Source organism: Streptomyces sp. NPDC092296, from assembly GCF_044755465.1.
Lineage (GTDB): Bacteria > Actinomycetota > Actinomycetes > Streptomycetales > Streptomycetaceae > Peterkaempfera.
Window position 1 is genome coordinate 566,794 of sequence record NZ_JBIVRB010000001.1, and the last position, 21,628, is coordinate 588,421.

Sequence of the window (21,628 nt, forward strand, 5' to 3'; positions counted from 1 at the left end):
GCGAGAACCCTTGATTCCGGTCCCGGAGGCTCCCGATGGCCCTGCTGCTGCTCGCTTTCGCCTGCCTGAGCATCGTCACTCTTGGTTACGCCGCTCTGTGTGCGGCGAACCCGTTCGCCCGCTGCCGCACCTGCGGCGGCTTCGGCTTCCACACCACCACCGACCGCAAGGGCAGGCCCCGCCGGGGCAAGGACTGCCGCCGCTGCCACGCCACCGGCCACCGCATCCGCACCGGCCGCCACCTCTACAACCTCTGGCGCCGCGCCTACCGCGCCGGCACCCGCTGACCCCGACCGCCCGTGGTCCCGGTGTCCCACGTCAACGCGTGGGGCATCCCGCACCCCGCCCGACAGAGCAGGAGTCCCGCCGTGCTCATCACCCTGTCCACCGCGTTCGTCTTCGGCTTGATCACCGCAGTCCTGGTCTGGACGCGCCGGGTCGGCTTCGGCACCGCCCTGGCGGTGTGGCTGTCCGGCTTCACCATCGCCTCCACCGGACTCGCCGGACCCGTCAACCAGGCCCTCGCCTCCGCCCTCACCGCCCTGGCCAACCTCCACTGACCCCCGGGAAGGGGGACCACCGCCATGACCGCACCGCCGCCGATCCGCCCCCTGGCCGCCGCCCACCTCCGCGACGCCCTCACCGCCCTGGCGGGCGGCGACCGGCCCACCGCCGTCGCCGCCCTGATGTCCATCGACGCCGAGTCCTGGCACGGCATCGACGCCCGCCTCGCCTGGCTCGGCGCCGACTTCGCAGCCCTGATCACCCTCGCCGCCGCCGAGGGGGTCCGGTGAACCCGCAGACGCTGGCGGTGGTCGTCGCCACCACCCCCGCCGCCCTCATGCTGCCGCCCCTGGCCGTGGCCTGGCGCCGCAACGCCCGCCACGGCGCCGCCGTCCTGGCCATGCTCGCCGCCGAACGCGCCAACCGCGCCACCACCGGCCCCGACGACGACCCCCCGCCCCCGGACGGCGGCCAGCCCACCGAGGCGCCCGCCCCGCTCGCCCCCGTCATCCCCCTGCACCGCCACCACACCACCGCAACGCCGCTGCGGCACGCGGCCTGACGTACAGCGCAACCCCGGGACGGCCGACAGGTCACCAAACTTCCCGACCGCCCCGGGCCCCTGATCCCGAAGTAAGCGAGACAGGAGATCCCAGGATGCACCCGATCGCGCTGCCCGCGCAGCGCCATCTTCCGGCCGTCCTCGCCGCGAGCCTGCCGCTCGCCGGATGGGCTGCCACCGCCACCGTCATGGCCCGCCGCCTGGACGCTGCCCGGCGTGACCCGCTGACCGGCCTGCACACCCGCGACGCGTTCACCACCCGGGCCACCCGCCTGACCCGGAACGGCCCCGCCGTGCTGGTGGTCCTGGTGGACCTCGACGGCTTCAAGGCCCTCAACGACACCCACGGCCACGCCGCCGGCGACGCTGTCCTCACCGCGACCGCTGCCCGCCTCCGGGCCTGGGCCACACCGGCTGGGGCGGTCGGGCGGTTCGGCGGCGACGAGTTCACCGCTGCTGCCCCTATCGACCCCTACGGCCAGGTGGGACCGCTTACGGAGCTGTCCGGGCTGCACCACCGGCTCACCCGGCCGGTTCCCTACGGATCGGAGCTGCTGCCGGTCGGCGCCTCCATCGGCGGCCACCTCGCCACCCCCGGCACCGCCCTGACGGACGCCCTGACCGCCGCCGACACCGCCATGTACGCCGCCAAGCACCAGGGCGGCGGCTGGAAACTGGCCGACACCCCCACCCGCCCCGTCGCACCGCGCCGCTGGCGCCGCAACCGCCCCGCCACCACCGGCCCGGAGAGCGTCCGATGACGGCCGCTCTGTTCGCCGCCGCGCGTCCGGCGGCCGGGTGGCTCCCGGCCCGGCCGTGGAACGGCCTCACCGTGCTGGACGCCTACTGCTGCGCGGGCGGTGCCGGGATGGGCTATCACCTGGCCGGGTTCCGGGTGTTGGGCGTGGACATCATCGACCAGCCGAACTACCCGTTCGCGTTCACGCAGGGTGACGCGGTCGCGTTCATCGCCGGGCACGGGCACGGTTTCGACCTGGTCCACGCTTCCCCGCCGTGCCAGCACGACTGCACCCTGACGGCCGGGACGAACGCCGGCCGGGGCGGCCGGTATCCGGACCTGCTGGAGCCGACCCGGGCCGCGCTGCGCGTCGCCGGGCGGCCGTACGTGATCGAGCAGCCGCCGGGCCGGGCCACCGCGCGGATGCGGGTGGACCTGTGTCTGTGCGGCGAGATGTTCGACCTGGCCGTCATCCGGCACCGCAACTTCGAGCTGGGCGGCTGGTCGATGGCGCGGCCCGCGCACCGGCCGCACCGGGGCAGGGTCGCCGGGATGCGCCACGGCCGGTGGTACGAGGGGCCGTACTTCGCCGTGTACGGCGAAGGTGGCGGCAAGGGCACCGTCGCCCAGTGGCAGGCCGCGATGGGCATCGGCTGGACCGACGTGCGCCGCGAGATCGCCGAAGCCATCCCACCCGCCTACACCGAGCTGATCGGCACCCGGGCCGCCACCCACCTGACCACCGCCGCCGGCACGGCCGTGCGGGAAGAGGAGGTGGCGGCATGACCACCACACCCACCGAGCCTGCCCCGGCCCCGGCCGGTGTGGGGGGTCTGCGGTCGTTCTCCTTCGGCGGCGGGGTGCAGTCCACCGCAGCGCTGGTGCTGGCCGCGACCGGCCGGATCGACTTCCGGCTGTTCCTGTTCGCCAACGTCGGGTTCGACTCGGAGAACCCCGCGACGCTGGAGTACATCGAGCGGTACGCCCGCCCGTACGCCGAGGCGCACGGCATCGAGCTGGTGGAGCTGGACCGGGTCATGGTCCGCTCCGGCGAGAGGCGGACCCTGTTCGGGGAGCTGACCCGTGAGGGATCGAAGTCGTTGAAGATCCCGGTGCGGATGTCCAACGGGGCGCCGGGCACCAGGAGCTGCACGGCGGACTACAAGATCCAGGTCATCGCCCGGGAGCTGAAGCGGCGCGGCGCCACCGACCAGGCCCCGGCCACGGTGGGGATCGGCATCTCGGTGGATGAGATCCACCGGGCCAACCGGCGGCGGTGCGAGCCGCACGAGCGGATCGACTACCCGCTGCTGGACCTGGGCATCCGCCGCACCGACTGCACCCGGATCATCCGCGACGCGGGGCTGCCCGTCCCCCCGAAGTCGTCCTGCTGGTTCTGCCCGTTCAAACGCGCGGAGTCCTGGCACGAGATGCGCCGTAGCGAGCCCGAGCTGTTCGAGAAGTCGTGCCAGCTTGAGGAGCTGCTGAACCGGCGCCGCGACCAGCTCGGCAAGGACCACGTGTTCCTGACCCGCTTCGCCAAGCCCCTGCGGGAGGCGATCCCGGACGGCGTGGACACCCTCTTCGACCTCGAAGACGACGGCGGGGAGGGGCTGTGCGACTCCGGGTGGTGCATGACATGACCCCCCGCGCCCGCCCGCCGCTGGCCGCCACCCCCGCGTGGCGGGCCGTCATGCACACCGCCGGCCACCGGTGCCAGTGCACCGGCCAGTGCGGCGACCCCCACACGAGGGGCGGTGGCCGGTGCGACCGCGAGCACGGCGGCCACAGCCACCGTCACGGCGGCGGCCGGGTGCGCCTGCTGGCCGCGCCCGCCGACCCGGCCCTGCTCGGCCTCCCGGCGCACCGCGCCGCCGCCCTCCCCGCCGGGGAGCTGGCCGCCTGGTGCCCCACCTGCCACGACCACACCCGCAAAACCGCCGCTGCCGTGCGCGGCGGCGAAGCGGCCGGCACCGGCGCCGTCACTGACGTTCTGTTCTGACCATCATGCGGGCACCCGCCCCTGTCGGCGGGTGCCCGCGATGTCGGGACCGGCGACGGCCTGTTCTGACGCTCCGGCTGCGGCGCCCGCCAAGCCAACAGGAGGAGAGCACCATGACGACGATCTATCGCGGCCCGGACGGCCGGCACTGGGAGGAAACCGGCGATCGGTTCGACGAAAAGGCCCGGCAGTGGATGCACGAACTGACTGCGGCGTCGCAGGACCCGGGGACCGGCCGGTGGGCAGCCGCCGACCATGGCGACCGCGTCGAGGTGGCGGGTCCTGTGTCGAAGGCCGGGTACACCGAGGTGTCCGCCGACCCGCTTGGCGAACCCCGCTTCGCCCGCGTGCACGCGATCGTGGCCGAACTGCTGGCCGACTTCGACCGGCAGGCCGGGCACCCGCACCCGCGCACCGCCGAGCTGCACGTCGCCCTGGAGGACCTGGCGGTCCTCCCCGAACAGATCCAGCGCCGTGGCCGGGGCGCAGCCGCGCAAGCTGCGCGGTCCGCGTACCACCGCGGCGCCCGCCGCAGGTACTGACCAGAACCCGACCCCACCGGGCCCGGCCTCCCGCCGCACCGCCTGACAACCCCGGTGGACACCCGGACCGGCCGGGTGTCCACCCCCGCCCAGAGAACTGGAGACTCTCGTGACTCAACCGACCCGCACTCGGGGAGAGCAGTTGCCCACCGCTCTGTCCTTGGCGGCCGATGGCGTGCCCGTGCTGCCGTTGCGAGCCGGGAAGGTGCCGTTCGGCAACTGCCGGTGCTGCGTGGACAACGCGTGCGGCGGCCGACCGAACATGAAGACCGCCGGTCCCTGCACCTGCCCCGCCCCCTGCCACGGCTGGGCCGCCGCCACCACCGACCCCGGCGTCATCAGCTCGCAGGCGTGGGCGCGGGCGTGGCGGGAGGCGGCCGCAGTGGCCTACCACCCCGGCGGCGCGGGCCTGACCGTCGTGGACCTCGACAGCGCGGGCGCCATCGCGTGGGCGCACGCCGCCCTGCCCGCCACCCGGACCGTGCGCACCACAAGGGGTGAGCACTGGCTGTACCGGGGCGTCATGCGCTCCGCCAACGCGGTGCGGCCCGGCGTGGACATCAAGTCCACGATGGCCTACGCCCGGTGGGTCGGCCCCGGCACCGGCCCCGTCACCGTCCTGCCGGACGTCGTCCGCGCCCTGGCCGTGAAGGAGCCCGCCGCAGTCCGGCCGGCTCCCCTCACCGTGCCCGCACCGGCCGGGGGCGGCACGTGCCCCCACCGCACCCGGACGTACCTGGACCGTGGCATCGCCATGGCCGAGCAGCGCATCACCGAGGCGTCCGGTGCGGTGCACGCCACCGTGTACCGCACGTTCCTGGCGGTGCTGGCCACGCACGGCCGGTGCGGCTGCCTCACCGAGACGCACACCACCAGGCTGTTCACCGCCGCGCAAGCCAAGGGCGAAACCGCCCGGCACTGCGCCGACGCCTGGGCCAACGCCCGTGACCGGCTGGGACTGTAGCCGTGGCCGAGGACGACAAGACTCCCGCGCGCGAGGTCATCGCGGACTACGCGCAAGCGCACTTCCGGTACTTCCGCACCGCCGACGGGACCGTGTACGCCCAGAAGACCGGCCACCCCGTGGCCCGTCCGATCCGCTCCCAGGGCACGACGGGCAGCCACCGCCAGGAACTCATGGTCGGCCTGTACCGGGACGGGATCGGCGTGTTCAACGGGACCGCCCTCAAGGAGGCCCTGGACCTGATCGAAGCGCTCGCCCTGTCCGAGGACGTGCAGCCCGTCCACATCCGCGTCGCCCCCGGATTCGACGGGGCGACCTGGCTCGACCTGGGCCGCGCCGACGGCCTGTCCGTCCGCATCCACCCCACCGCCTGGGACATCGCCGTCCCCGACCCGCGTGAGGTCTGCTGGCGGCGCACCCAGCTCACCGGCGAACTCCCTGTGCCCGCCAAGGACACCGACGGCAAGGGCATCGACCTCCTGCTACGCCTGTGCAACTTCACCGACGCCCAGACCGAATGCCTCGCCATCGCCTGGCTGATCGGCTGCCTCGGGCCGTCCGTGCCCGTCCCCGCCCCGTTCCTCACCGGCCCGCAGGGCGCGGGCAAGTCCACCGGCGGCCGGATGCTCGTCAGGATCATCGAAGGCATGAGCGGTGACCTGCGCCGGGCACCGAAAGACGAGGAGAACCTGATCGCGGCGGTCGCGGCCGGATGGGTCACCGCCCTGGACAACCTCTCCCACATGACCCCCGACCTCTCCGACGCCATGTGCTGCATCGTCACCGGGGCCGAGAGCGTCAAGCGAGCCCTGTTCACCGACGGGGACGTGCACCGCGCCAGCTACCGCCGGCCCCTGCTCCTGACCGGCATCGACGTCGGCGTCATCCGCCCCGACCTCGCTGAACGGCTCCTACCGCTGCGCCTGGAGCGGCCCCGCGTCAGGCGCACCGAGGCGGAGCTGTGGGCGGAGTACGCGGAGGTGCTGCCCGCCGTCCTCGGGTCGTTGCTCGACCTCGCGGTCAAGGTCCGCGCGGCCGAGGCGGAGACCCCGACCGACCTGCGGATGGCGGACTTCGCCCACCTGTGCGCGCAGCTCGACGCCGCGACCGGCCTCGGGGCGCTCGCCGCCTACCGGGCCAGCCTGGACGACCTCAACGACGACGTGATCGAAGGCGACCTCCTCGCGCAGACCGTCCTCAAGCACGCCGACACCATCGCCCCGGGCACGGCGCAGCGCATGACCTCCACCGAGTGGCTGCACCGCCTCAGCCGCCTCTACGGCAGCGACGAACTGCGCCCCCTGCCCAAGGGCTGGCCGACCACCGGGAAAGTCCTCTCCGACCGCCTCAAGCGCCTCCAACCGACCCTCGCCGCCCGCCAGGTCCTCATCGACACCGGCCGCACGAGCGAAGGCCGCTACCTCGAAATGGCCCGCCCGACCACCAAGCCCCCGCACGAACAGCATCAGACGCTCTGACCCGCGCCAACGTCGCCCGGACAAGCAAGAAGAGCACCCGGTGGCTGGTGCTCTTCTTGCTGGTCGGCGGAGCGCCCCAGGCGCGCCACGCAGCGGCTCCTTCTTCACGCTCCGAGGGGCACCAACCACTACAGACACCCCCTCCTTTGTCCTAAGAGGGAAGACGCTGCGTCATGTACGTCATGCAGCCCGGGGAAACGGCCCCTGGCCTGCATCGACAGCCATGACGCAGAAGACGGCCGCTGCGTCATCCTGCGTCATCTGCGTCATGCGATGACGCAGCCCATGACGTACCCATGACGCAGCCCCCGACCGCCATGTCATGCAAAGCCCCAGGTCACAGACCCGCATGACGCTGATGACGCAATGACGCAGAAATCCGAACCTCGGACAGCGCACCGCGAAAAGCCCCTCGAACTCTCGGAGCCCGTTCCCCTTTGCCAAGGAGTAGCCGCAGTGACCGTCACCGCTCCCGGGGGCCACCCTGACCACGACCTCACCCTCGTCGCCCTCACCGTCGAAGAGGCCGCCCGCCGACTCAGCATCGGCCGCACCACCATGTACGCCCTGATCCGCGACGGCGAGATCGAGACCATCCCGATTGGCCGGGCCCGGCGCGTGCCGGCCGAGGCCGTTGTCGAGTTCACCCGCAGCCGCATGCAGAAGAACACCACCCCCATCGCAGCGTGAGGAGAAATGTCTGTGGCCAAGCGCTCCAAGCGTCCTGACGGTACGTCGTCCGTCTATTTCGGCAGTGACGGCTACTGGCACGGTCGTGTCACCGTTGGAGTCCGCGACGATGGCAGGCCCGACCGTCGCCACGTGATGAGCAAGGCCGGCGAGGCCGAAGTCATCCGCAAGGTCCGCGAGTTGGAGAAGCAGCGCGACGCAGGGAAGGTCCGCAAGCCCGGGAAGCCTTGGACGTTGAAGGCGTGGCTGCTGCACTGGGTCGAGGAGATCGCCAAGCCGTCCGTGCGGGACACCACGTACAGCGGCTATGAGGTAGCTGTTCGGGTCCACCTGATCCCCGGCGTCGGCGCGCACCGACTCGACAAGCTGGAGCCGGAGCACTTGGAGCGCTTCTATACGAAGATGCGGTCCAAGGGCAGCAAGCCGGCCACGGTCCACCAGGTCCACCGCACGGTCCACACCGCGCTGAACCACGCACTCCGGCGCGGTCACGTGACTCGGAACGTGGCGTCCCTCGCCGTGCCGCCCCGGATCGAGGAAGAGGAGGTCGAGCCGTACGACATTGAGGAGGTGCAGCGCCTGCTAGCCGAGGCCACCAAGTTGCCCAACAGCACCCGGTGGTCCATCGCCCTCGCGCTGGGCCTCCGGCAGGGGGAGGCATTGGGTCTGCGCTGGATGGACGTGGACCTCAAGACCGGGACCTTGCGGGTGCGGAAGAACCGGCTCCGGCCGAAGTACAAGCACGGTTGCGGGGGCGACTGCGGCCGGAAGCCGGGCTACTGCAAGCAGCGGCTGCGGAGGAACGAGGACACCGCGAACACCAAGTCGAAGGCCGGTCGCCGGGTCATCGGCCTGCCGGACGAACTGATCCGGCTGCTGGAGCTGCACCGGGAGGAGCAGGAGCGCGACCGCCGCCGGGCCGGGCAGGAGTGGAACGACAGCGGGTACGTCTTCACCTCCCCCTTTGGGCGGCCGTTGGTGCCGAGCACTGACTACGACACGTGGAAGCGGCTGCTCGCCGACGCCAAGGTGCGGGATGGTCGGCTGCACGACGCCCGGCACACCGCCGCCACGGTGCTGCTGATCCTCGGTGTCCCGGAGCGCGTGGTCATGCAGATCATGGGGTGGTCGTCCACGGCCATGGCCGCGCGCTACCAGCACGTGACGGGTGGCATCCTCAAGGACGTCGCCAAGCGCGTGGGCGGGCTCATCTGGCAGGTGGCCAAGGGCGCGGACGGCAGCGACCCGGAGGCTCCTGAACAGGAGCATTGAGACTACAGATGAGACTGCGAACGACGAAGGCCCCGACCGCTGAGCGGTCGGGGCCTTTCGTTTGCCCAGGTGGGCGGGTGCGGAGGATACGAGATTCGAACTCGTGAGGGGTTGCCCCCAACACGCTTTCCAAGCGTGCGCCCTAGGCCTCTAGGCGAATCCTCCGTGGGAGAGCTTACTAGATGCCGGAGGGTGCTCGTGCACGGCTGGGGGTGGTGGGGGGTGGGGCTGGGATCCGCTACTCTTGGTGCCAGCCCCTCGTGCGGCGTCATCTCGCTGAACCCCCCCAGGGCCGGAAGGCAGCAAGGGTAGGTGAGCTCTGGCGGGTGCACGGGGGGTCCTGTCGTCTCCGGGTACGCCGGTTGTCGGTCCGTCCCTATATCGTCGGTGGCGTGTCTCTCGCCCTGTACCGCCGCTACCGCCCCGAGACCTTCGCGGAGGTCATCGGTCAGGAGCATGTGACCGGTCCGCTCCAGCAGGCTCTCCGCAACAACCGGGTCAACCACGCCTACCTCTTCAGCGGCCCGCGCGGCTGCGGTAAGACGACCAGCGCGCGCATCCTGGCCCGCTGTCTCAACTGCGAGCAGGGGCCCACGCCCACCCCGTGCGGGGTGTGCCAGTCCTGTACGGACCTGGCGCGGGGCGGCCCCGGTTCCATCGACGTGATCGAGATCGACGCCGCCTCGCACGGTGGTGTGGACGACGCTCGTGAGCTGCGCGAACGGGCGTTCTTCGCCCCGGTGCACAGCCGGTACAAGATCTTCATCCTGGACGAGGCCCACATGGTCACCTCGGCCGGCTTCAACGCGCTGCTGAAGGTGGTCGAGGAGCCGCCGGAGCATCTGAAGTTCATCTTCGCCACCACCGAGCCGGAGAAGGTGATCGGGACCATCCGGTCCCGTACCCACCACTATCCGTTCCGCCTGGTGCCGCCCGGCACGCTGCGCGACTACCTGGCCGAGGTCTGCGGTCGGGAGTCCATCGAGGTCGAGGAGAGCGTCTTCCCGCTGGTCGTCAGGGCCGGCGCGGGGTCGGTCCGCGACTCGATGTCGGTGATGGACCAGCTGCTGGCCGGGGCCGGCGAGCAGGGTGTGACGTACGGCATGGCCACCGCGCTGCTCGGGTACACCGACGCCACGCTGCTGGACGAGGTGATCGACGCCTTTGCCGCGCACGACGGCGCGACCGTCTTCCAGGTGGTGGACCGGGTGGTCGAGGGCGGCCACGATCCCCGGCGGTTCGTCGCCGACCTGCTGGAGCGGCTGCGCGACCTGGTGATCCTCGCCGCCGTGCCGGACGCGGGGGAGAAGGGACTGATCGACGCCCCGGCCGACCGGGTGGATGTCATGCGGGAGCAGGCCGCCGCGTTCGGCGCGGCCGAGCTCAGCCGTGCCGCCGACCTGGTCAACACCGGGTTGACGGAGATGCGGGGCAATGCCGCGCCCCGGCTGCAGCTGGAGCTGATCTGCGCCCGGGTGATGCTGCCCGGCGCGTACGACGACGAGGTGTCCCTCCAGGCTCGGCTGGACAAGCTGGAGCGGCGCGCCGCACTGGGCGGATTCGCGGCCGGGGCGACGCCGCCGCTGGCCGCGCCGTTCCCGCCGGCCCCGGCCCAGGCCGCTCCCGTACCGGCCGCCCCACCGCAGGCCGCAGCGCCCGCGCCCGCCACACCCCCCGCACCCGCGCCCACCCCGGCCGCAGCTCCCGCCGCCGCGCCCGGGGCCTGGCCGGTCCCGCGCAGCTTCACGCCGGGCGGCGGCACCCCGGCGCCCGCGCCGGCTCCGACCCAGACCGCCGCCCAGACCCCCGCCGCCCAGACCCCCGCCGCCCCCGCCCAGCAGGCGCCGCCGCCCGCCGCGCCCACCATGCCGCCGCCCGCCGCCCAGCCCACGGCCGCCACCCAGCAGGGAGCGGCCCAGATCCGCCAGCTGTGGCCGCAGATCCTGGAGGCGGTGAAGAGCAAGCGCCGCTTCACCTGGATCCTGCTGAGCCAGAACGGCCAGGTGGCGGGCTTCGACGGCAGCGTGCTCCAGGTCTCCTTCGTCAACCCCGGCGCCCGCGACAGCTTCGTCAACAGCAAGAGCGACGACATCCTCCGCCAGGTCATCGCCGAGACCCTTCGCGCGGACTGGCGCATCGAGTGCATCGTGGATCCGTCCGGCGGCACCGCACCGCCACCCGCCCCCGGCGGTGGCAACGGCGGCAACGGCGGTAACGGCGGTGGCTGGGGCGGCAACGGCGGCTTCGACGCCCCGCGGCCCCCCGCACCCGTCCCGGCCGCCGGGCCGACCCCGCCCCCGTCCGCCCCGGACCCCACCCCGCAGGCAGCGCCGCAGCCCCTCGCACCCGCCCCGACCAGGGCCGCCCCGCCGTCGGCCGCACCGCCCCCACCCGGCCCGCCGGAGGACGATGACATCCCGGAGGAGGACATCCCCGATCCCCAGGTGGAGGCGTTCTCCGGCCAGGACCTCATCGTCCGCGAGCTGGGCGCCACCATCCTGGAGGAGATCCGCCACCAGTGAGCAGCACCCGGGCCGCCGGCCGGTCGGGCGCCCCAGAACCCGGTGGCCGACCCAACCCGGAGGCCGCCCCCCGGACGGCCGGGCGAGCACGTAGGCTCGACGTGTCGTACGACGCAGTCGTTCTCAGGCAGGAGTGAGCCGTGTTCCCCGGTGGTGGCCAGCCCAATATGCAGCAGCTGCTCAAGCAGGCGCAGAAGATGCAGGAGGAGCTCGCCCAGGCCCAGCAGGAGCTGGCCGAGGCGAAGGTGAGCGGTACGGCCGGCGGCGGCCTGGTGGAGGCGACGGTGACCGGCGCCGGTGAGCTGGTGGCGCTGACCATCGCCCCGGCCGCCGTGGACCCGGAGGACACCGAGACGCTGGCCGACCTGGTGCTGGCGGCGGTGCGGGACGCGACGGCCGCCGCGCAGAAGATGCAGTCGGACCGGCTCGGCCCGCTGGCCCAGGGCCTGGGCGGCGGCGGCAGCGGTATCCCCGGTCTGCCGTTCTGACCAGTCGTGCCGACCCTGTCATTCTGAGGAGAGGCACAGGATTCTCGGGCGTCGGACGGGTGTGTCCGGCGCCCGACTCGTTGGATGATGGCCACCTCCGCCGCCGGCGGCGGCTCACGGAAGGCATGACGCGTGTACGAAGGCGTGGTTCAGGACCTGATCGACGAACTGGGCAGGCTGCCCGGCGTCGGGCCCAAGAGCGCGCAGCGGATCGCCTTCCACATCCTGCAGGCGGACCCGGTGGATGTGCGGCGGCTGGCCCACGCGCTCCAGCAGGTCAAGGAGAAGGTGCGGTTCTGCACCGTCTGCGGCAATGTGGCGGAGTCCGAGCAGTGCCGTGTCTGCAGCGATCCGCGCCGCGACCCGGCGCTGATCTGCGTGGTCGAGGAGCCCAAGGACGTGGTCGCGGTCGAGCGCACCCGCGAGTTCCGCGGCCGCTACCACGTGCTCGGCGGCGCGATCAGCCCGATCGAGGGCGTCGGCCCCGACGATCTGCGCATCCGCGAGCTGCTGGCCCGGCTCGCGGACGGCACCGTGACCGAGCTGATCCTGGCCACCGACCCCAACCTGGAGGGGGAGGCCACCGCCACCTACCTGGCCCGGCTGTGCAAGCCGATGGGCCTGAAGGTGACCCGCCTGGCCAGCGGGCTGCCGGTGGGCGGAGACCTGGAGTACGCCGACGAGGTCACCCTCGGCCGGGCCTTCGAAGGGAGACGACTGCTCGATGTCTGACGCCGTACACACCCCGGAACACTCTCCGGAAACCGCCTCGGAACGCTCCCTGAAGCACTCCTCGAAGCACTCGCCGGAGCACTCGCCGCGGACCGCCGCCGGGCGCTCCCCGGGACACCCCTCGAAGGACACCTTGGAACACACCGTGGGAATCACCGGAGACCAGACGCTGGAGCACACCTCTGGGCACGCCCCGGAGGCGGAGCCGGACGAGTTCGCGGTGCAGATCGCAGACTCGATCAACAGCTTTGTGCTGGCCGTGCACGAGGTCGCCAAGGGCGACGAGCCCGGCAGCGTGGTCTCGCTGCTCCTGCTGGAGGTCTCGCAGCTGCTGCTGGCCGGCGGCCGGCTGGGCGCGATCGAGGACGTGCTGCCGGACGACCGGTTCGAGCCGGACACCGGCCCGGAGCCGGACGGCGACGAGCTGCGCGAGCTGCTCGCCGAGCTGCTGGCGCCGATCGACGTGTACCACGAGGTATTCGACCCGTACGGACCGCCGGAGAAGCCCGCCACCTTCCGGATCTCCGACGACCTGGCCGGGGTGGTGACCGACCTGCGGCACGGCCTGACCCACTACCGGGAGGGCCGGGTCAGCGAGGCCATGTGGTGGTGGCAGTTCTCGTACCTGTCCAACTGGGGCTCGACCTGTACGGGCGTGCTGCGCGCCCTGCAGTCGCTGGTGGCCCACGTCCGGCTGGACAGCCCGCTGGGCGACATCCCGGACGGCACCGACACCGATGACGACGGCCTCACCGACGAGCAGCTGGAGGCGCAGGCCGGCGCGCTGATGGCGGCCGAGCTGGGCCGGCCGGGCGACGGCTCCCGCTGAGCCGGGCCGGTGCGGCGGGCGGGCGGGTCGTGGGGCTGGTCACGGGGGTTTGCGGCGGGTCTCCGGACCGCCCACTGGAACAGGCGTCTCATCATATGGAATCCAGGTGGTACGGGGGGCTCCGTCGTTAGACTGGGTCGACCGCAAGACACACCGATCGAGGAGCGCACGTGGGCCTTGTCGTGCAGAAGTACGGCGGCTCCTCCGTTGCCGATGCCGAGGGCATCAAGCGCGTCGCCCGCCGAATCGTGGACACCAAGAAGGCCGGCCATGAGGTCGTCGTCGTGGTGTCCGCGATGGGCGACACTACGGACGAGCTCATCGACCTCGCGGAGCAGGTGTCCCCCATCCCTGCCGGCCGCGAGCTCGACATGCTGCTGACCGCCGGAGAGCGCATCTCCATGGCGCTGCTGGCGATGGCGATCAAATCGCTGGGCCCCGAGGCCCAGTCGTTCACCGGCAGCCAGGCCGGCGTGATCACCGACTCGGTCCACAACCGGGCGCGCATCATCGACGTGACACCGGGCCGCATTCGCAATGCCCTGGATCTGGGCAACATCGCGATCGTGGCCGGTTTCCAGGGTGTGTCCCAGGACAGCAAGGACATCACCACCCTGGGCCGCGGCGGCTCGGACACCACCGCGGTGGCACTGGCCGCCGCGCTGGACGCCGAGGTCTGCGAGATCTACACCGACGTGGACGGCGTCTTCACCGCCGATCCCCGGGTGGTGAAGAAGGCCCGCAAGATCGACTGGATCGGCTACGAGGACATGCTGGAGCTTGCCTCGTCCGGTTCCAAGGTGCTGCTGCACCGCTGCGTGGAGTACGCGCGCCGCTACAACATGCCCATCCACGTACGGTCGTCGTTCTCCGGCCACGTGGGTACCTGGGTCAGCAACGAGAAGCCGACGAAGCCCGAAGGGGGCGAGATGGAGCAGGCGATCATCTCCGGAGTCGCCCACGACACGTCCGAGGCCAAGGTCACGGTCGTCGGCGTGCCGGACAAGCCGGGCGAGGCGGCCCGCATCTTCCGCGCCATCGCGGACTCCGAGATCAACATCGACATGGTGGTGCAGAACGTCTCGGCGGCCGCCACCGGTCTCACCGACATCTCCTTCACCGTGCCGAAGACCGAGGGCCACAAGGCCATCGAGTCGCTGGAGAAGGCCCGAGCCGTGGTCGGCTTCGAGTCGCTCCGCTACGACGACCAGATCGCCAAGATCTCGCTGGTCGGCGCGGGCATGCGCTCCAACCCGGGCGTCACCGCGGCCTTCTTCGAGGCGCTGTCGGGCTCCGGCGTCAACATCGAGCTCATCTCCACCTCCGAGATCCGCATCTCGGTGGTGACCCGCGCGGAGGACGTCAACGAGGCCGTACGCGCCGTTCACACCGCTTTCGGCCTGGACAGCGAGTCCGACGAGGCCGTCGTCTACGGAGGTACCGGCCGATGAGCGCCGCAGACCCCGCCCGCAAGCCCACCCTGGCCGTCGTCGGCGCCACCGGCGCCGTCGGCACGGTCATGCTGGAGATCCTCTCCACCCGGGAGAACGTCTGGGGCGAGATCCGCCTCCTCGCCTCGCCCCGGTCGGCCGGCAAGAAGCTGGTCGTGCGCGGCGAGGAGGTCGAGGTCATCGCGCTCTCCGAGGAGGCGTTCGACGGCGTCGACGTCGCCATGTTCGACGTGCCGGACGAGGTCTCCGCGCAGTGGGCGCCGATCGCCGCCGCCAAGGGCGTGATCGCGGTCGACAACTCCGGCGCCTTCCGGATGGACGACGACGTACCGCTGGTGGTGCCCGAGGTGAACGCCCCGGCGGCCCGCAACCGGCCGCGCGGCATCATCGCCAACCCCAACTGCACCACCCTCTCCATGATCGTCGCCCTGGGCGCGCTGCACGCCGAGTTCGGCCTCAAGGAGCTGGTCGTCGCCTCCTACCAGGCGGCCTCCGGCGCCGGCCAGCCCGGCATCGACACCCTGCGCGACCAGATCGCCAAGGTCGCCGGTACGGACCTGGGCACCGCCACCGGCGACCTGCGCGCCGCCGTCGGCGACACCGGCCCCTTCCCGGCGCCGCTGGTGCTCAACGCGGTGCCGTGGGCGGGCTCGCTCAAGGAGGACGGCTGGTCCTCCGAGGAGCTCAAGGTCCGCAACGAGTCGCGCAAGATCCTCGGCCTGCCGGACCTCAAGGTCTCCGCGACCTGCGTCCGCATCCCGGTGATCACCACCCACTCGCTGGCCGTGCACGCGGTCTTCGAGAACGAGGTCGGCGTCGAGCGGGCGCACGGCATCCTGCGCGACGCCCCCGGCGTGGTGCTGTACGACAACCCGGCGGCCGGGGAGTTCCCGACCCCCAACGACGTGGTCGGCACCGACCCGACCTGGGTCGGCCGGGTTCGCCGCTCGATCGACGACCCGTACGCGCTGGACCTGTTCCTGTGCGGCGACAACCTGCGCAAGGGCGCCGCGCTGAACACCGCCCAGATCGCCGAGGTCGTGGCAGCGGAGCTGACCGCCGGCTGATCGGGGGCGGTCCGGCCGCAACCGTTCGCACCCTCTGGTGCGTGTCCCCCTCGGAAGAGTCCACCGGGCTCTTCCGAGGGGGTTCTGCTTTGTCCGGATAGGCCCCGGAACTGCACTGATGCACCCCGCGCAGCAGGAGGGGGCCCTGTGATGGCCGGACCGCACCCGACTACGGTGGTGCAACCACGGGCAGCCGCCGTCCCCGCAGCGCGGGCTGAGCAGCGCTGCCGGATGGGATGCAGCCGGACGAGAAACACACCGGGTGAGTGCAACCGTGACGGGGGGTCGAGTGTCCAACAGTCGTGGCGGAGATGCTGGGAGTGGAGAGCAGAAGTGTCGGCGGAGCGGGCGGCCGAGCCGTCCGGGCGGTCGGCGTACCGCGTCCGGCTCTGCTCGCCGCAGCCGTGTCCGGCCGCCCCGCGACCCGGAGGAAGCCCGTCCTGTTCGCCCTCGCGGCAGCGCCGGCCGCCGTGGCAGCACCCCGGGCAGCCCGCACTCCGTCAGCCGCGCCCGCCGGTGGAGCAGCCGTGATCACGCCCTTCCCGGCCGTGCGCCGACCGGCTGACCGCATGGAGCCGGCGTCGGCCGACACCGCCGAGGGCACCACCGTCGACCTGCTCACCGAGACCTACCGGGCGCACTACCGGTCGCTGCTCGGGCTGGCCGCCCTGCTGCTGGACGACACCGCCTCCTGCGAGGACGTCGTCCAGGAGGCGTTCATCCGGGTGCACTCCGCCCGCCGCCGGGTCCGCGAACCGGAGAAGACGCTCGCCTACCTGCGGCAGACCGTGGTCAACCTGTCCCGCTCCGCCCTGCGCCGCCGCATCCTCGGCCTGCGGCTGCTGCCCAAGCCGATGCCGGACATGGCCAGCGCGGAGGAGGGGGCGTACGAGGCGCTGGAGCGCGACGAGCTCAAGGCCGCCCTGCGCGGCCTCCAGCGCCGCCAGCGGGAGGTCCTGGTACTGCGCTACTTCGCCGACATGACGGAGGCTCAGGTGGCCGAGACGCTGGGGGTGTCGGTGGGCTCGGTCAAGGCGTACGGCTCGCGTGGGCTGGCGGCGCTCCGGGTCACCATGGAGGCGCAGACATGAGCGGCGACGAACGCTCCGGCCCGCCGCCCGGCGACGGGCCCGCCGCCGACCGGGAGAGCCCGGCCATCCCGGTCCCCCCGACGCCCCCCATGGCCTCGCCGGGCGAACCGGCCGGGGCCGTCCGGCTCCGCCTGGTGCGGGGCGGCTCCGCCGCCGACGGCCCGCGCGACCTCGACGGCGTGCACGACCTCGACCGCCCACACGACCTCGACCGCCCACATGACCTCGACGGGGTGCACGACCTGCACAGCGGCGAGGCCGGGATGGACGCCGCCGAGCAGGAGCTGCGCCGCATGCTGCACCGCGCGGTGGGCGACCTGCACCCGACACCGGGCACGCTGGAGCACATCCAGCGCGCCGTACCGCGCCGCCGGGCCCGTCGCCGCCAGGCGTGGGCCGGGACGGCCGCCGTACTGCTGCTGGCGGTCGCCGCGGTGCCCGCGCTGCGCTCGGCCACCGGAGACCCGGTCGCGGACCGTGGCGTCGCCACCCGGCCGGTGGGCGGCCTGGGCGACGACGGGCCGACCTCCCAGCCGTCGGCCGACGGTGCCCTGGTGCTGCCCACCGACACGCCGACGCCGGAGCCCACCGGGTCCGTCTCCGCGCCGCCCGACCACCGGCCGGGCGGCGGCGCCACCGCAGCGGCGGGCGGACCGGGCATCGGACAGTCCGTGCCGACGCCTCCGGCCGGGGGGCCGGACGTCACCGACTGGTCGACCGCGAAGGGTACGGAGGTGCCGACCTGCCGGGGCGACCAGCTGGGCGCGGGTGCGGCCCAGGTGTCGGCCTCCGATGGCGCGAGCACGGTCTACGGCTCGTTCTCGGTGGTCAACTCGTCCGACGCGGCGTGCACGGTCGACGGCGCGGGCACGGTGTACGTGAGCGGGGCATCCGGCACCGACGCGTCGCGGGTCCCCGTCCTGGCGCACACCGGCGGCGACCCGGCCGGGGGGCTGCCCGATCCCTCGGCGGCCTCCGACAGCCTGGTGCTCCAGCCCGGTGGGTCCTATCTGGTGCGGTTTGGCTGGGTACCGGACGGCGCCAACGGCACCGCGTGCACCGTCGTCCCCACTACCACCCCCCCGACCACCAGCAGCAGCGCCGGTACCGACACCGACCAGTCCACCACCGGTGACGGCGGGGCTGCGGCACCGGACGGCGGCGGTTCCAGCGAACCGCCACCCAGCACGGTGACCAGCGTCAGCCTCAGCCACACCGCGTCCACCGGCGCCCCGACCGTGGGCCCGGTGACGATCTCGGGCGCCTGCTCGGGGACGGTCTACCGTACGGGCCTGCTGCCCGCCGGCTAGCGGCCGGGCTGCCGGCGGGGGCCGAGCCGGGGTGCCGGGCGGGGTTGTCGGTCGGGGTGTCGGATGGACCCGCGCGTGAGTGCCGGTGGGCGCGGTGGTTACCGTGGGGGGATGTACCGGTTCCTCCTGACCCCGCGCTGGATCGGCCTCAACGCGTTCGCGCTGATCGCCGTGTTGCTCTGCCTGTGGTTGGGGACCTGGCAGCTCGGACGGTTCGAGGACCGGGTCGACACCCACCGCGACACCGACCGGGCCGCCGCCGCCCCGGTGGCGGCGGCGCCGCTGGCGACCGTCCTCGGCAGCCCGGCGCAGGTCCGCACCGACACCGTGGGGCGGGAGGTCACCGCCATCGGCAGCTATGACGCCGCCCACCAACTGCTGGTCCCACAGCGCAGCGTGGACGGCAAGGACGGCTATTACGTCCTCACCCCGCTGCGTACGGCGGACGGGCCCGCCGTGGCCGTGGTGCGCGGCTGGCACGCCGGGGCCCCGGGCACGGCCGCGCCGCCGGCCGCACCCACCGGCCGGGTCACGGTCACCGGCCGTCTCCAGGCCCCGGAGACCAGCGGCACCGACGGCGCGGTGGCCGGTGGGCTGCCCGCCGGTCAGCTGGGCATGATCAGCCCGGCGACCCTGGTCAACGTCCTGCCGTACGGCGTCTACGACGGCTGGGTGGCCGCCGACGACGCGCCGGCGGGTCTCACCGCCGTACCCACCGTGCAGCCGGAGGGCGGGGACGGCCTGACCCTGCGGGCCTTCCAGAACCTGGGCTACACGCTGGAGTGGTTCGTCTTTGCGGGCTTTGTGGTCTTCATGTGGTTCCGGTTGGCCCGCCGGGAGGCCGAGACCGCCCGTGACCTGGCGCTCGGGCTCATCCCCGAGCCGGAGGGCCCGACTGCCGACGCCGGAGCCGTCCAGACCGGGACCGCCCAGACCGGGACCGTCCAGACCGGGACCGCCCAGACCGGGACCGCCGAGCCGACTGCCGTACGGCCGGTCTGACCCCCGGCCCTCCCGGTGCCCTCGGGCGGCGTACGGGGGTTTCCCCCACCCCCGATCCACCGGCGCACCGGATCGAGAAGGCCCTGCCTCGGTCCGTAGTGTCGTTCGCACACCACCAAGGGGGAGCGAACGATGACCACGGACAGCCAGCACCGCAGGCGCACCCGGACCACCGCCGGGGCCGCCGCCCTGGTGGCCCTGCTTGCCGCCGCCACCACGGCGTGCGGTGCCGGCGCCGCCGACAGCGATCCCCACCCGGACCACCGGTCCTTCGCCCTCTCGGGCAGCCGGCTGACCATCGTGGCCCAGAACACCGACCTCACCCTCGCCCCGGCCGACGTCGACCAGGTGAAGGTGGAGCGCCGCATCAAGATCTGGAAGGCCGGCGGCGGGGCGAATGTCTCCTGGTCCCTCAGCGGCAGCACGCTCAACCTCAAGGTCGACTGCGGCTGGGGGCTCGGCTCCTGCTCCGTCCACCATGTGGTGCAGGTACCGAGGAATGTCACCGTCACCGTGCAGGGCGGCAACGGGGACGTCGACGCGAGCGGTTTCAGCACGCCACTGAGCATCACCGGCACCAACGGCGACATCGCCGCCACCGGCGGCGGCACCGCTGCCGCGGTCACCCTCCGCACCACCAACGGCGACATCGCCGCCACTGCGGTACACGCCGGGCAGATCAGCGCCCGGACCACCAACGGCGACGTCGACCTCTCCTTCGCGGCCGTCCCCGCCCGGGTCAGCGCCGATTCGAGGTCCGGGGACGTCACCCTGCACCTCCCCGACGGCCCCACCGGCTACCGGCTGGACCTCTCCAGCCGCGTCGGCACCGTCCACCGGGGCGATCTGCCGACTGCCCAGGACGACGCCCACACCATCTCCGCCGCCAGCGGCACCGGCGACATCACCCTGCTGCACGACGGCCACTGACCGCCGCCACCACCCCCGGAAGCGAACCACCACCCGCAAAAGCGACCGGCGGCAAGCTACCCCGCTGCGATCTGCCACCCTGCCAGGCTCCCTCCGCTCGGCGCGGCTCCCCGACCGGCCGCATCCATCCGGCGCCCGTTGGCACCTACTGCGTAAGAGTCGCCACCCTCGCCATAGGTTCCACGCAAAAGCAGGAGCCCCCGACCCATCCAGCCGGACCCAGCCGCACCGCCGCGACGCCGCGACGCACAACGCCAAGAGGGCCCACCGGATCTCTCCGGTGGGCCCTCTGCATTGGGTCGGGGTGGCGGGATTTGAACCCACGGCCTCTTCGTCCCGAACGAAGCGCGCTGCCAAGCTGCGCCACACCCCGGTGTCCCGCCGTCTCCGGCGGAACGAGTAGAACTCTACCGGACCTGCGGCGGGAGACGAAATCCGGTTTGCGGGGGTGGGGCGGCTGGGTGGTCAGGGGCGGGGGAGGAGGGTGAGGAGGGTGGCCTCGGGGGGGCAGGCGAAGCGGATCGGGGTGTAGCGGTTGGTGCCGCAGCCGGCCGAGACGTGCAGGTGGGCGCGGTGGCCGGCGGCGGTGTGGGTGGAGAGGCCCTTGACGCGGTCGGGGTCGATGTCGCAGTTGGTGACCAGGGCGCCGTAGAAGGGGATGCAGACCTGGCCGCCGTGGGTATGCCCGGCCAGGATGAGCGGGTAGCCGTCGGCCGTGAAGGCGTCGAGTACCCGCAGGTAGGGCGCGTGGACGACCGCGAGCGAGAGGTCGGCGGACGGGTCGGGGCCGCCCTCGACCGCGGTGTAGCGGTCCCGGCGGATGTGCGGGTCGTCCAGCCCGGTGAAGGCGATCTCCAGGTCGTTGATCCGGAGCCGGCCCCGGGTGTTGGTCAGGTTGAGCCAGCCGGCGGCGTCGAAGCCGTCCCGCAGCTGCTCCCAGGGGTTGTGGACGGCCCCGGTGATGCCGCGGCGCGCGGTGCCGTCGGAGGCGTTCAGGCCGTGGTTGCCGGAGAGCCGCGCGCTGATGTAGCGCAGCGGGTTCTTGGCGACCGGCCCGTAGTAGTCGTTGGAGCCGAAGACGTACGCGCCGGGGAACCGCAGCAGCGGGCCCAGGGCGTCCAGGGCCTCCGGGACCGCCTCCGGGTCGGAGAGGTTGTCGCCGGTGTTGACGACCAGGTCGGGGCGGAGGGCCGCCAGGCTCTGCAGCCAGCGCTGCTTGCGGCGCTGGCCGGAGACCATGTGGATGTCGGAGACCTGGAGGACGCGCAGTGGCCGGGCGCCGCGCGGCAGTACCGGTACTTCCACGCGGCGCAGGCGGAAGGCGCGTACCTCGTAGCCCGCGGAGTAGGCGAGGCAGGCGGCGCCGGTGGCGGCGATTCCCAGGGGCACGGCGTACAGCGGTCGCATCACTCCATGATCGCAGACGCCGGGCGGGCGCGGTGGCCCGAGGGGC

Annotated in this window: 24 protein-coding genes, 2 tRNA genes and 1 other RNA gene; 24 read left to right on the forward strand and 3 right to left on the reverse strand. The window is 72.8% G+C overall.

Features of this window, described 5'->3' with window-relative positions; all coding sequences use genetic code 11:
* The first annotated feature begins 35 nt into the window (after nucleotides 1-35).
* The 13 genes from ACIQGZ_RS02660 (at nucleotide 36) to ACIQGZ_RS02720 (ending at nucleotide 8,753) form a co-directional block, all read left to right on the forward strand.
* The gene (locus ACIQGZ_RS02660) at nucleotides 36-287 is read left to right on the forward strand and encodes a hypothetical protein (protein ID WP_402598883.1); all 252 of its coding nucleotides are present in this window, start codon (nucleotides 36-38) and stop codon (nucleotides 285-287) included.
* Between the two features lie 81 nt (nucleotides 288-368).
* Nucleotides 369-560 (forward strand): hypothetical protein, encoded by a 192-nt coding sequence (locus ACIQGZ_RS02665; protein ID WP_402598885.1) that lies wholly within the window; start codon nucleotides 369-371, stop codon nucleotides 558-560.
* Between the two features lie 24 nt (nucleotides 561-584).
* On the forward strand, nucleotides 585-794 hold the full coding sequence (locus ACIQGZ_RS02670; protein ID WP_402598886.1) for a hypothetical protein: 210 nt from the start codon (nucleotides 585-587) through the stop codon (nucleotides 792-794).
* Nucleotides 791-1,066, forward strand: coding sequence for a hypothetical protein (locus ACIQGZ_RS02675; protein WP_402598887.1), 276 nt, complete (start codon nucleotides 791-793; stop codon nucleotides 1,064-1,066). The genes ACIQGZ_RS02670 and ACIQGZ_RS02675 overlap by 4 nt, the downstream gene beginning before the upstream one ends.
* Before the next feature lie 95 nt (nucleotides 1,067-1,161).
* Entirely contained in the window at nucleotides 1,162-1,827 is a 666-nt protein-coding gene (locus tag ACIQGZ_RS02680) for a GGDEF domain-containing protein (protein WP_402598889.1), read from the forward strand.
* A 107-nt stretch (nucleotides 1,828-1,934) separates the two neighbouring features.
* Nucleotides 1,935-2,591 (forward strand): DNA methylase, encoded by a 657-nt coding sequence (locus tag ACIQGZ_RS02685; RefSeq protein WP_402599951.1) that lies wholly within the window; start codon nucleotides 1,935-1,937, stop codon nucleotides 2,589-2,591.
* Nucleotides 2,588-3,448, forward strand: coding sequence for a phosphoadenosine phosphosulfate reductase (locus tag ACIQGZ_RS02690; RefSeq protein ID WP_402598890.1), 861 nt, complete (start codon nucleotides 2,588-2,590; stop codon nucleotides 3,446-3,448). Before ACIQGZ_RS02685 ends, ACIQGZ_RS02690 begins: the two co-directional genes overlap by 4 nt.
* Nucleotides 3,445-3,807: a hypothetical protein gene (locus ACIQGZ_RS02695; protein ID WP_402598891.1), complete on the forward strand. Its 363-nt coding sequence runs from the start codon at nucleotides 3,445-3,447 to the stop codon at nucleotides 3,805-3,807. The genes ACIQGZ_RS02690 and ACIQGZ_RS02695 overlap by 4 nt, the downstream gene beginning before the upstream one ends.
* A gap of 113 nt (nucleotides 3,808-3,920) precedes the next feature.
* A complete protein-coding gene (locus ACIQGZ_RS02700) occupies nucleotides 3,921-4,349 on the forward strand; it encodes a hypothetical protein (protein ID WP_402598893.1) in 429 nt (142 codons plus the stop codon).
* A 109-nt stretch (nucleotides 4,350-4,458) separates the two neighbouring features.
* Complete coding sequence (locus tag ACIQGZ_RS02705) at nucleotides 4,459-5,313, forward strand: bifunctional DNA primase/polymerase (RefSeq protein WP_402598894.1); 855 nt, start codon at nucleotides 4,459-4,461, stop codon at nucleotides 5,311-5,313.
* A gap of 2 nt (nucleotides 5,314-5,315) precedes the next feature.
* Nucleotides 5,316-6,791, forward strand: coding sequence for an ATP-binding protein (locus tag ACIQGZ_RS02710; RefSeq protein WP_402598896.1), 1,476 nt, complete (start codon nucleotides 5,316-5,318; stop codon nucleotides 6,789-6,791).
* Nucleotides 6,792-7,247: 456 nt separating this feature from the next.
* Nucleotides 7,248-7,481 carry a helix-turn-helix domain-containing protein gene (locus ACIQGZ_RS02715; protein WP_402598897.1) on the forward strand — a complete coding sequence of 78 codons (234 nt, stop codon included), beginning with the start codon at nucleotides 7,248-7,250 and terminating at the stop codon, nucleotides 7,479-7,481.
* A 6-nt stretch (nucleotides 7,482-7,487) separates the two neighbouring features.
* Nucleotides 7,488-8,753, forward strand: a complete 1,266-nt coding sequence (locus ACIQGZ_RS02720; RefSeq protein ID WP_402598899.1) for a tyrosine-type recombinase/integrase — start codon at nucleotides 7,488-7,490, stop codon at nucleotides 8,751-8,753.
* Between the two features lie 80 nt (nucleotides 8,754-8,833).
* Here ACIQGZ_RS02720 and ACIQGZ_RS02725 read toward each other — a convergent pair.
* A tRNA-Ser gene (locus ACIQGZ_RS02725) sits at nucleotides 8,834-8,918 on the reverse strand.
* Nucleotides 8,919-9,005: 87 nt separating this feature from the next.
* Between ACIQGZ_RS02725 and ffs the strand changes: the two genes are divergently transcribed.
* The 11 genes from ffs to ACIQGZ_RS02780 all read left to right on the forward strand — a co-directional run bounded on the left by ffs (nucleotide 9,006) and on the right by ACIQGZ_RS02780 (nucleotide 20,175).
* An RNA gene (gene ffs, locus ACIQGZ_RS02730) (signal recognition particle sRNA small type) lies at nucleotides 9,006-9,096 on the forward strand.
* 49 nt (nucleotides 9,097-9,145) lie between these two features.
* The gene (locus ACIQGZ_RS02735) at nucleotides 9,146-11,275 is read left to right on the forward strand and encodes a DNA polymerase III subunit gamma and tau (protein WP_402598900.1); all 2,130 of its coding nucleotides are present in this window, start codon (nucleotides 9,146-9,148) and stop codon (nucleotides 11,273-11,275) included.
* Between the two features lie 140 nt (nucleotides 11,276-11,415).
* Nucleotides 11,416-11,763, forward strand: coding sequence for a YbaB/EbfC family nucleoid-associated protein (locus ACIQGZ_RS02740; RefSeq protein ID WP_402598901.1), 348 nt, complete (start codon nucleotides 11,416-11,418; stop codon nucleotides 11,761-11,763).
* Nucleotides 11,764-11,895: 132 nt separating this feature from the next.
* Nucleotides 11,896-12,495, forward strand: coding sequence for a recombination mediator RecR (gene recR, locus ACIQGZ_RS02745; RefSeq protein WP_402598902.1), 600 nt, complete (start codon nucleotides 11,896-11,898; stop codon nucleotides 12,493-12,495).
* Between the two features lie 145 nt (nucleotides 12,496-12,640).
* Nucleotides 12,641-13,324, forward strand: a complete 684-nt coding sequence (locus ACIQGZ_RS02750) for a DUF5063 domain-containing protein (protein WP_402598903.1) — start codon at nucleotides 12,641-12,643, stop codon at nucleotides 13,322-13,324.
* Between the two features lie 170 nt (nucleotides 13,325-13,494).
* The gene (locus tag ACIQGZ_RS02755) at nucleotides 13,495-14,775 is read left to right on the forward strand and encodes an aspartate kinase (protein WP_402598905.1); all 1,281 of its coding nucleotides are present in this window, start codon (nucleotides 13,495-13,497) and stop codon (nucleotides 14,773-14,775) included.
* Nucleotides 14,772-15,842 carry an aspartate-semialdehyde dehydrogenase gene (locus ACIQGZ_RS02760; RefSeq protein WP_402598906.1) on the forward strand — a complete coding sequence of 357 codons (1,071 nt, stop codon included), beginning with the start codon at nucleotides 14,772-14,774 and terminating at the stop codon, nucleotides 15,840-15,842. The genes ACIQGZ_RS02755 and ACIQGZ_RS02760 overlap by 4 nt, the downstream gene beginning before the upstream one ends.
* 569 nt (nucleotides 15,843-16,411) lie before the next feature.
* Nucleotides 16,412-16,933 (forward strand): SigE family RNA polymerase sigma factor, encoded by a 522-nt coding sequence (locus ACIQGZ_RS02765; protein WP_402599952.1) that lies wholly within the window; start codon nucleotides 16,412-16,414, stop codon nucleotides 16,931-16,933.
* Nucleotides 16,930-18,243, forward strand: a complete 1,314-nt coding sequence (locus ACIQGZ_RS02770) for a DUF4232 domain-containing protein (protein WP_402598907.1) — start codon at nucleotides 16,930-16,932, stop codon at nucleotides 18,241-18,243. The genes ACIQGZ_RS02765 and ACIQGZ_RS02770 overlap by 4 nt, the downstream gene beginning before the upstream one ends.
* A gap of 111 nt (nucleotides 18,244-18,354) precedes the next feature.
* Nucleotides 18,355-19,245 (forward strand): SURF1 family protein, encoded by an 891-nt coding sequence (locus tag ACIQGZ_RS02775; protein ID WP_402598908.1) that lies wholly within the window; start codon nucleotides 18,355-18,357, stop codon nucleotides 19,243-19,245.
* Between the two features lie 132 nt (nucleotides 19,246-19,377).
* Entirely contained in the window at nucleotides 19,378-20,175 is a 798-nt protein-coding gene (locus ACIQGZ_RS02780; protein WP_402598909.1) for a DUF4097 family beta strand repeat-containing protein, read from the forward strand.
* Between the two features lie 299 nt (nucleotides 20,176-20,474).
* Here the strand turns inward: ACIQGZ_RS02780 and ACIQGZ_RS02785 are convergent.
* Nucleotides 20,475-20,548, reverse strand: a tRNA-Pro gene (locus tag ACIQGZ_RS02785).
* A gap of 92 nt (nucleotides 20,549-20,640) precedes the next feature.
* On the reverse strand, nucleotides 20,641-21,582 hold the full coding sequence (locus ACIQGZ_RS02790) for a metallophosphoesterase (protein WP_402598910.1): 942 nt from the start codon (nucleotides 21,580-21,582) through the stop codon (nucleotides 20,641-20,643).
* Nucleotides 21,583-21,628 lie beyond the last annotated feature (46 nt).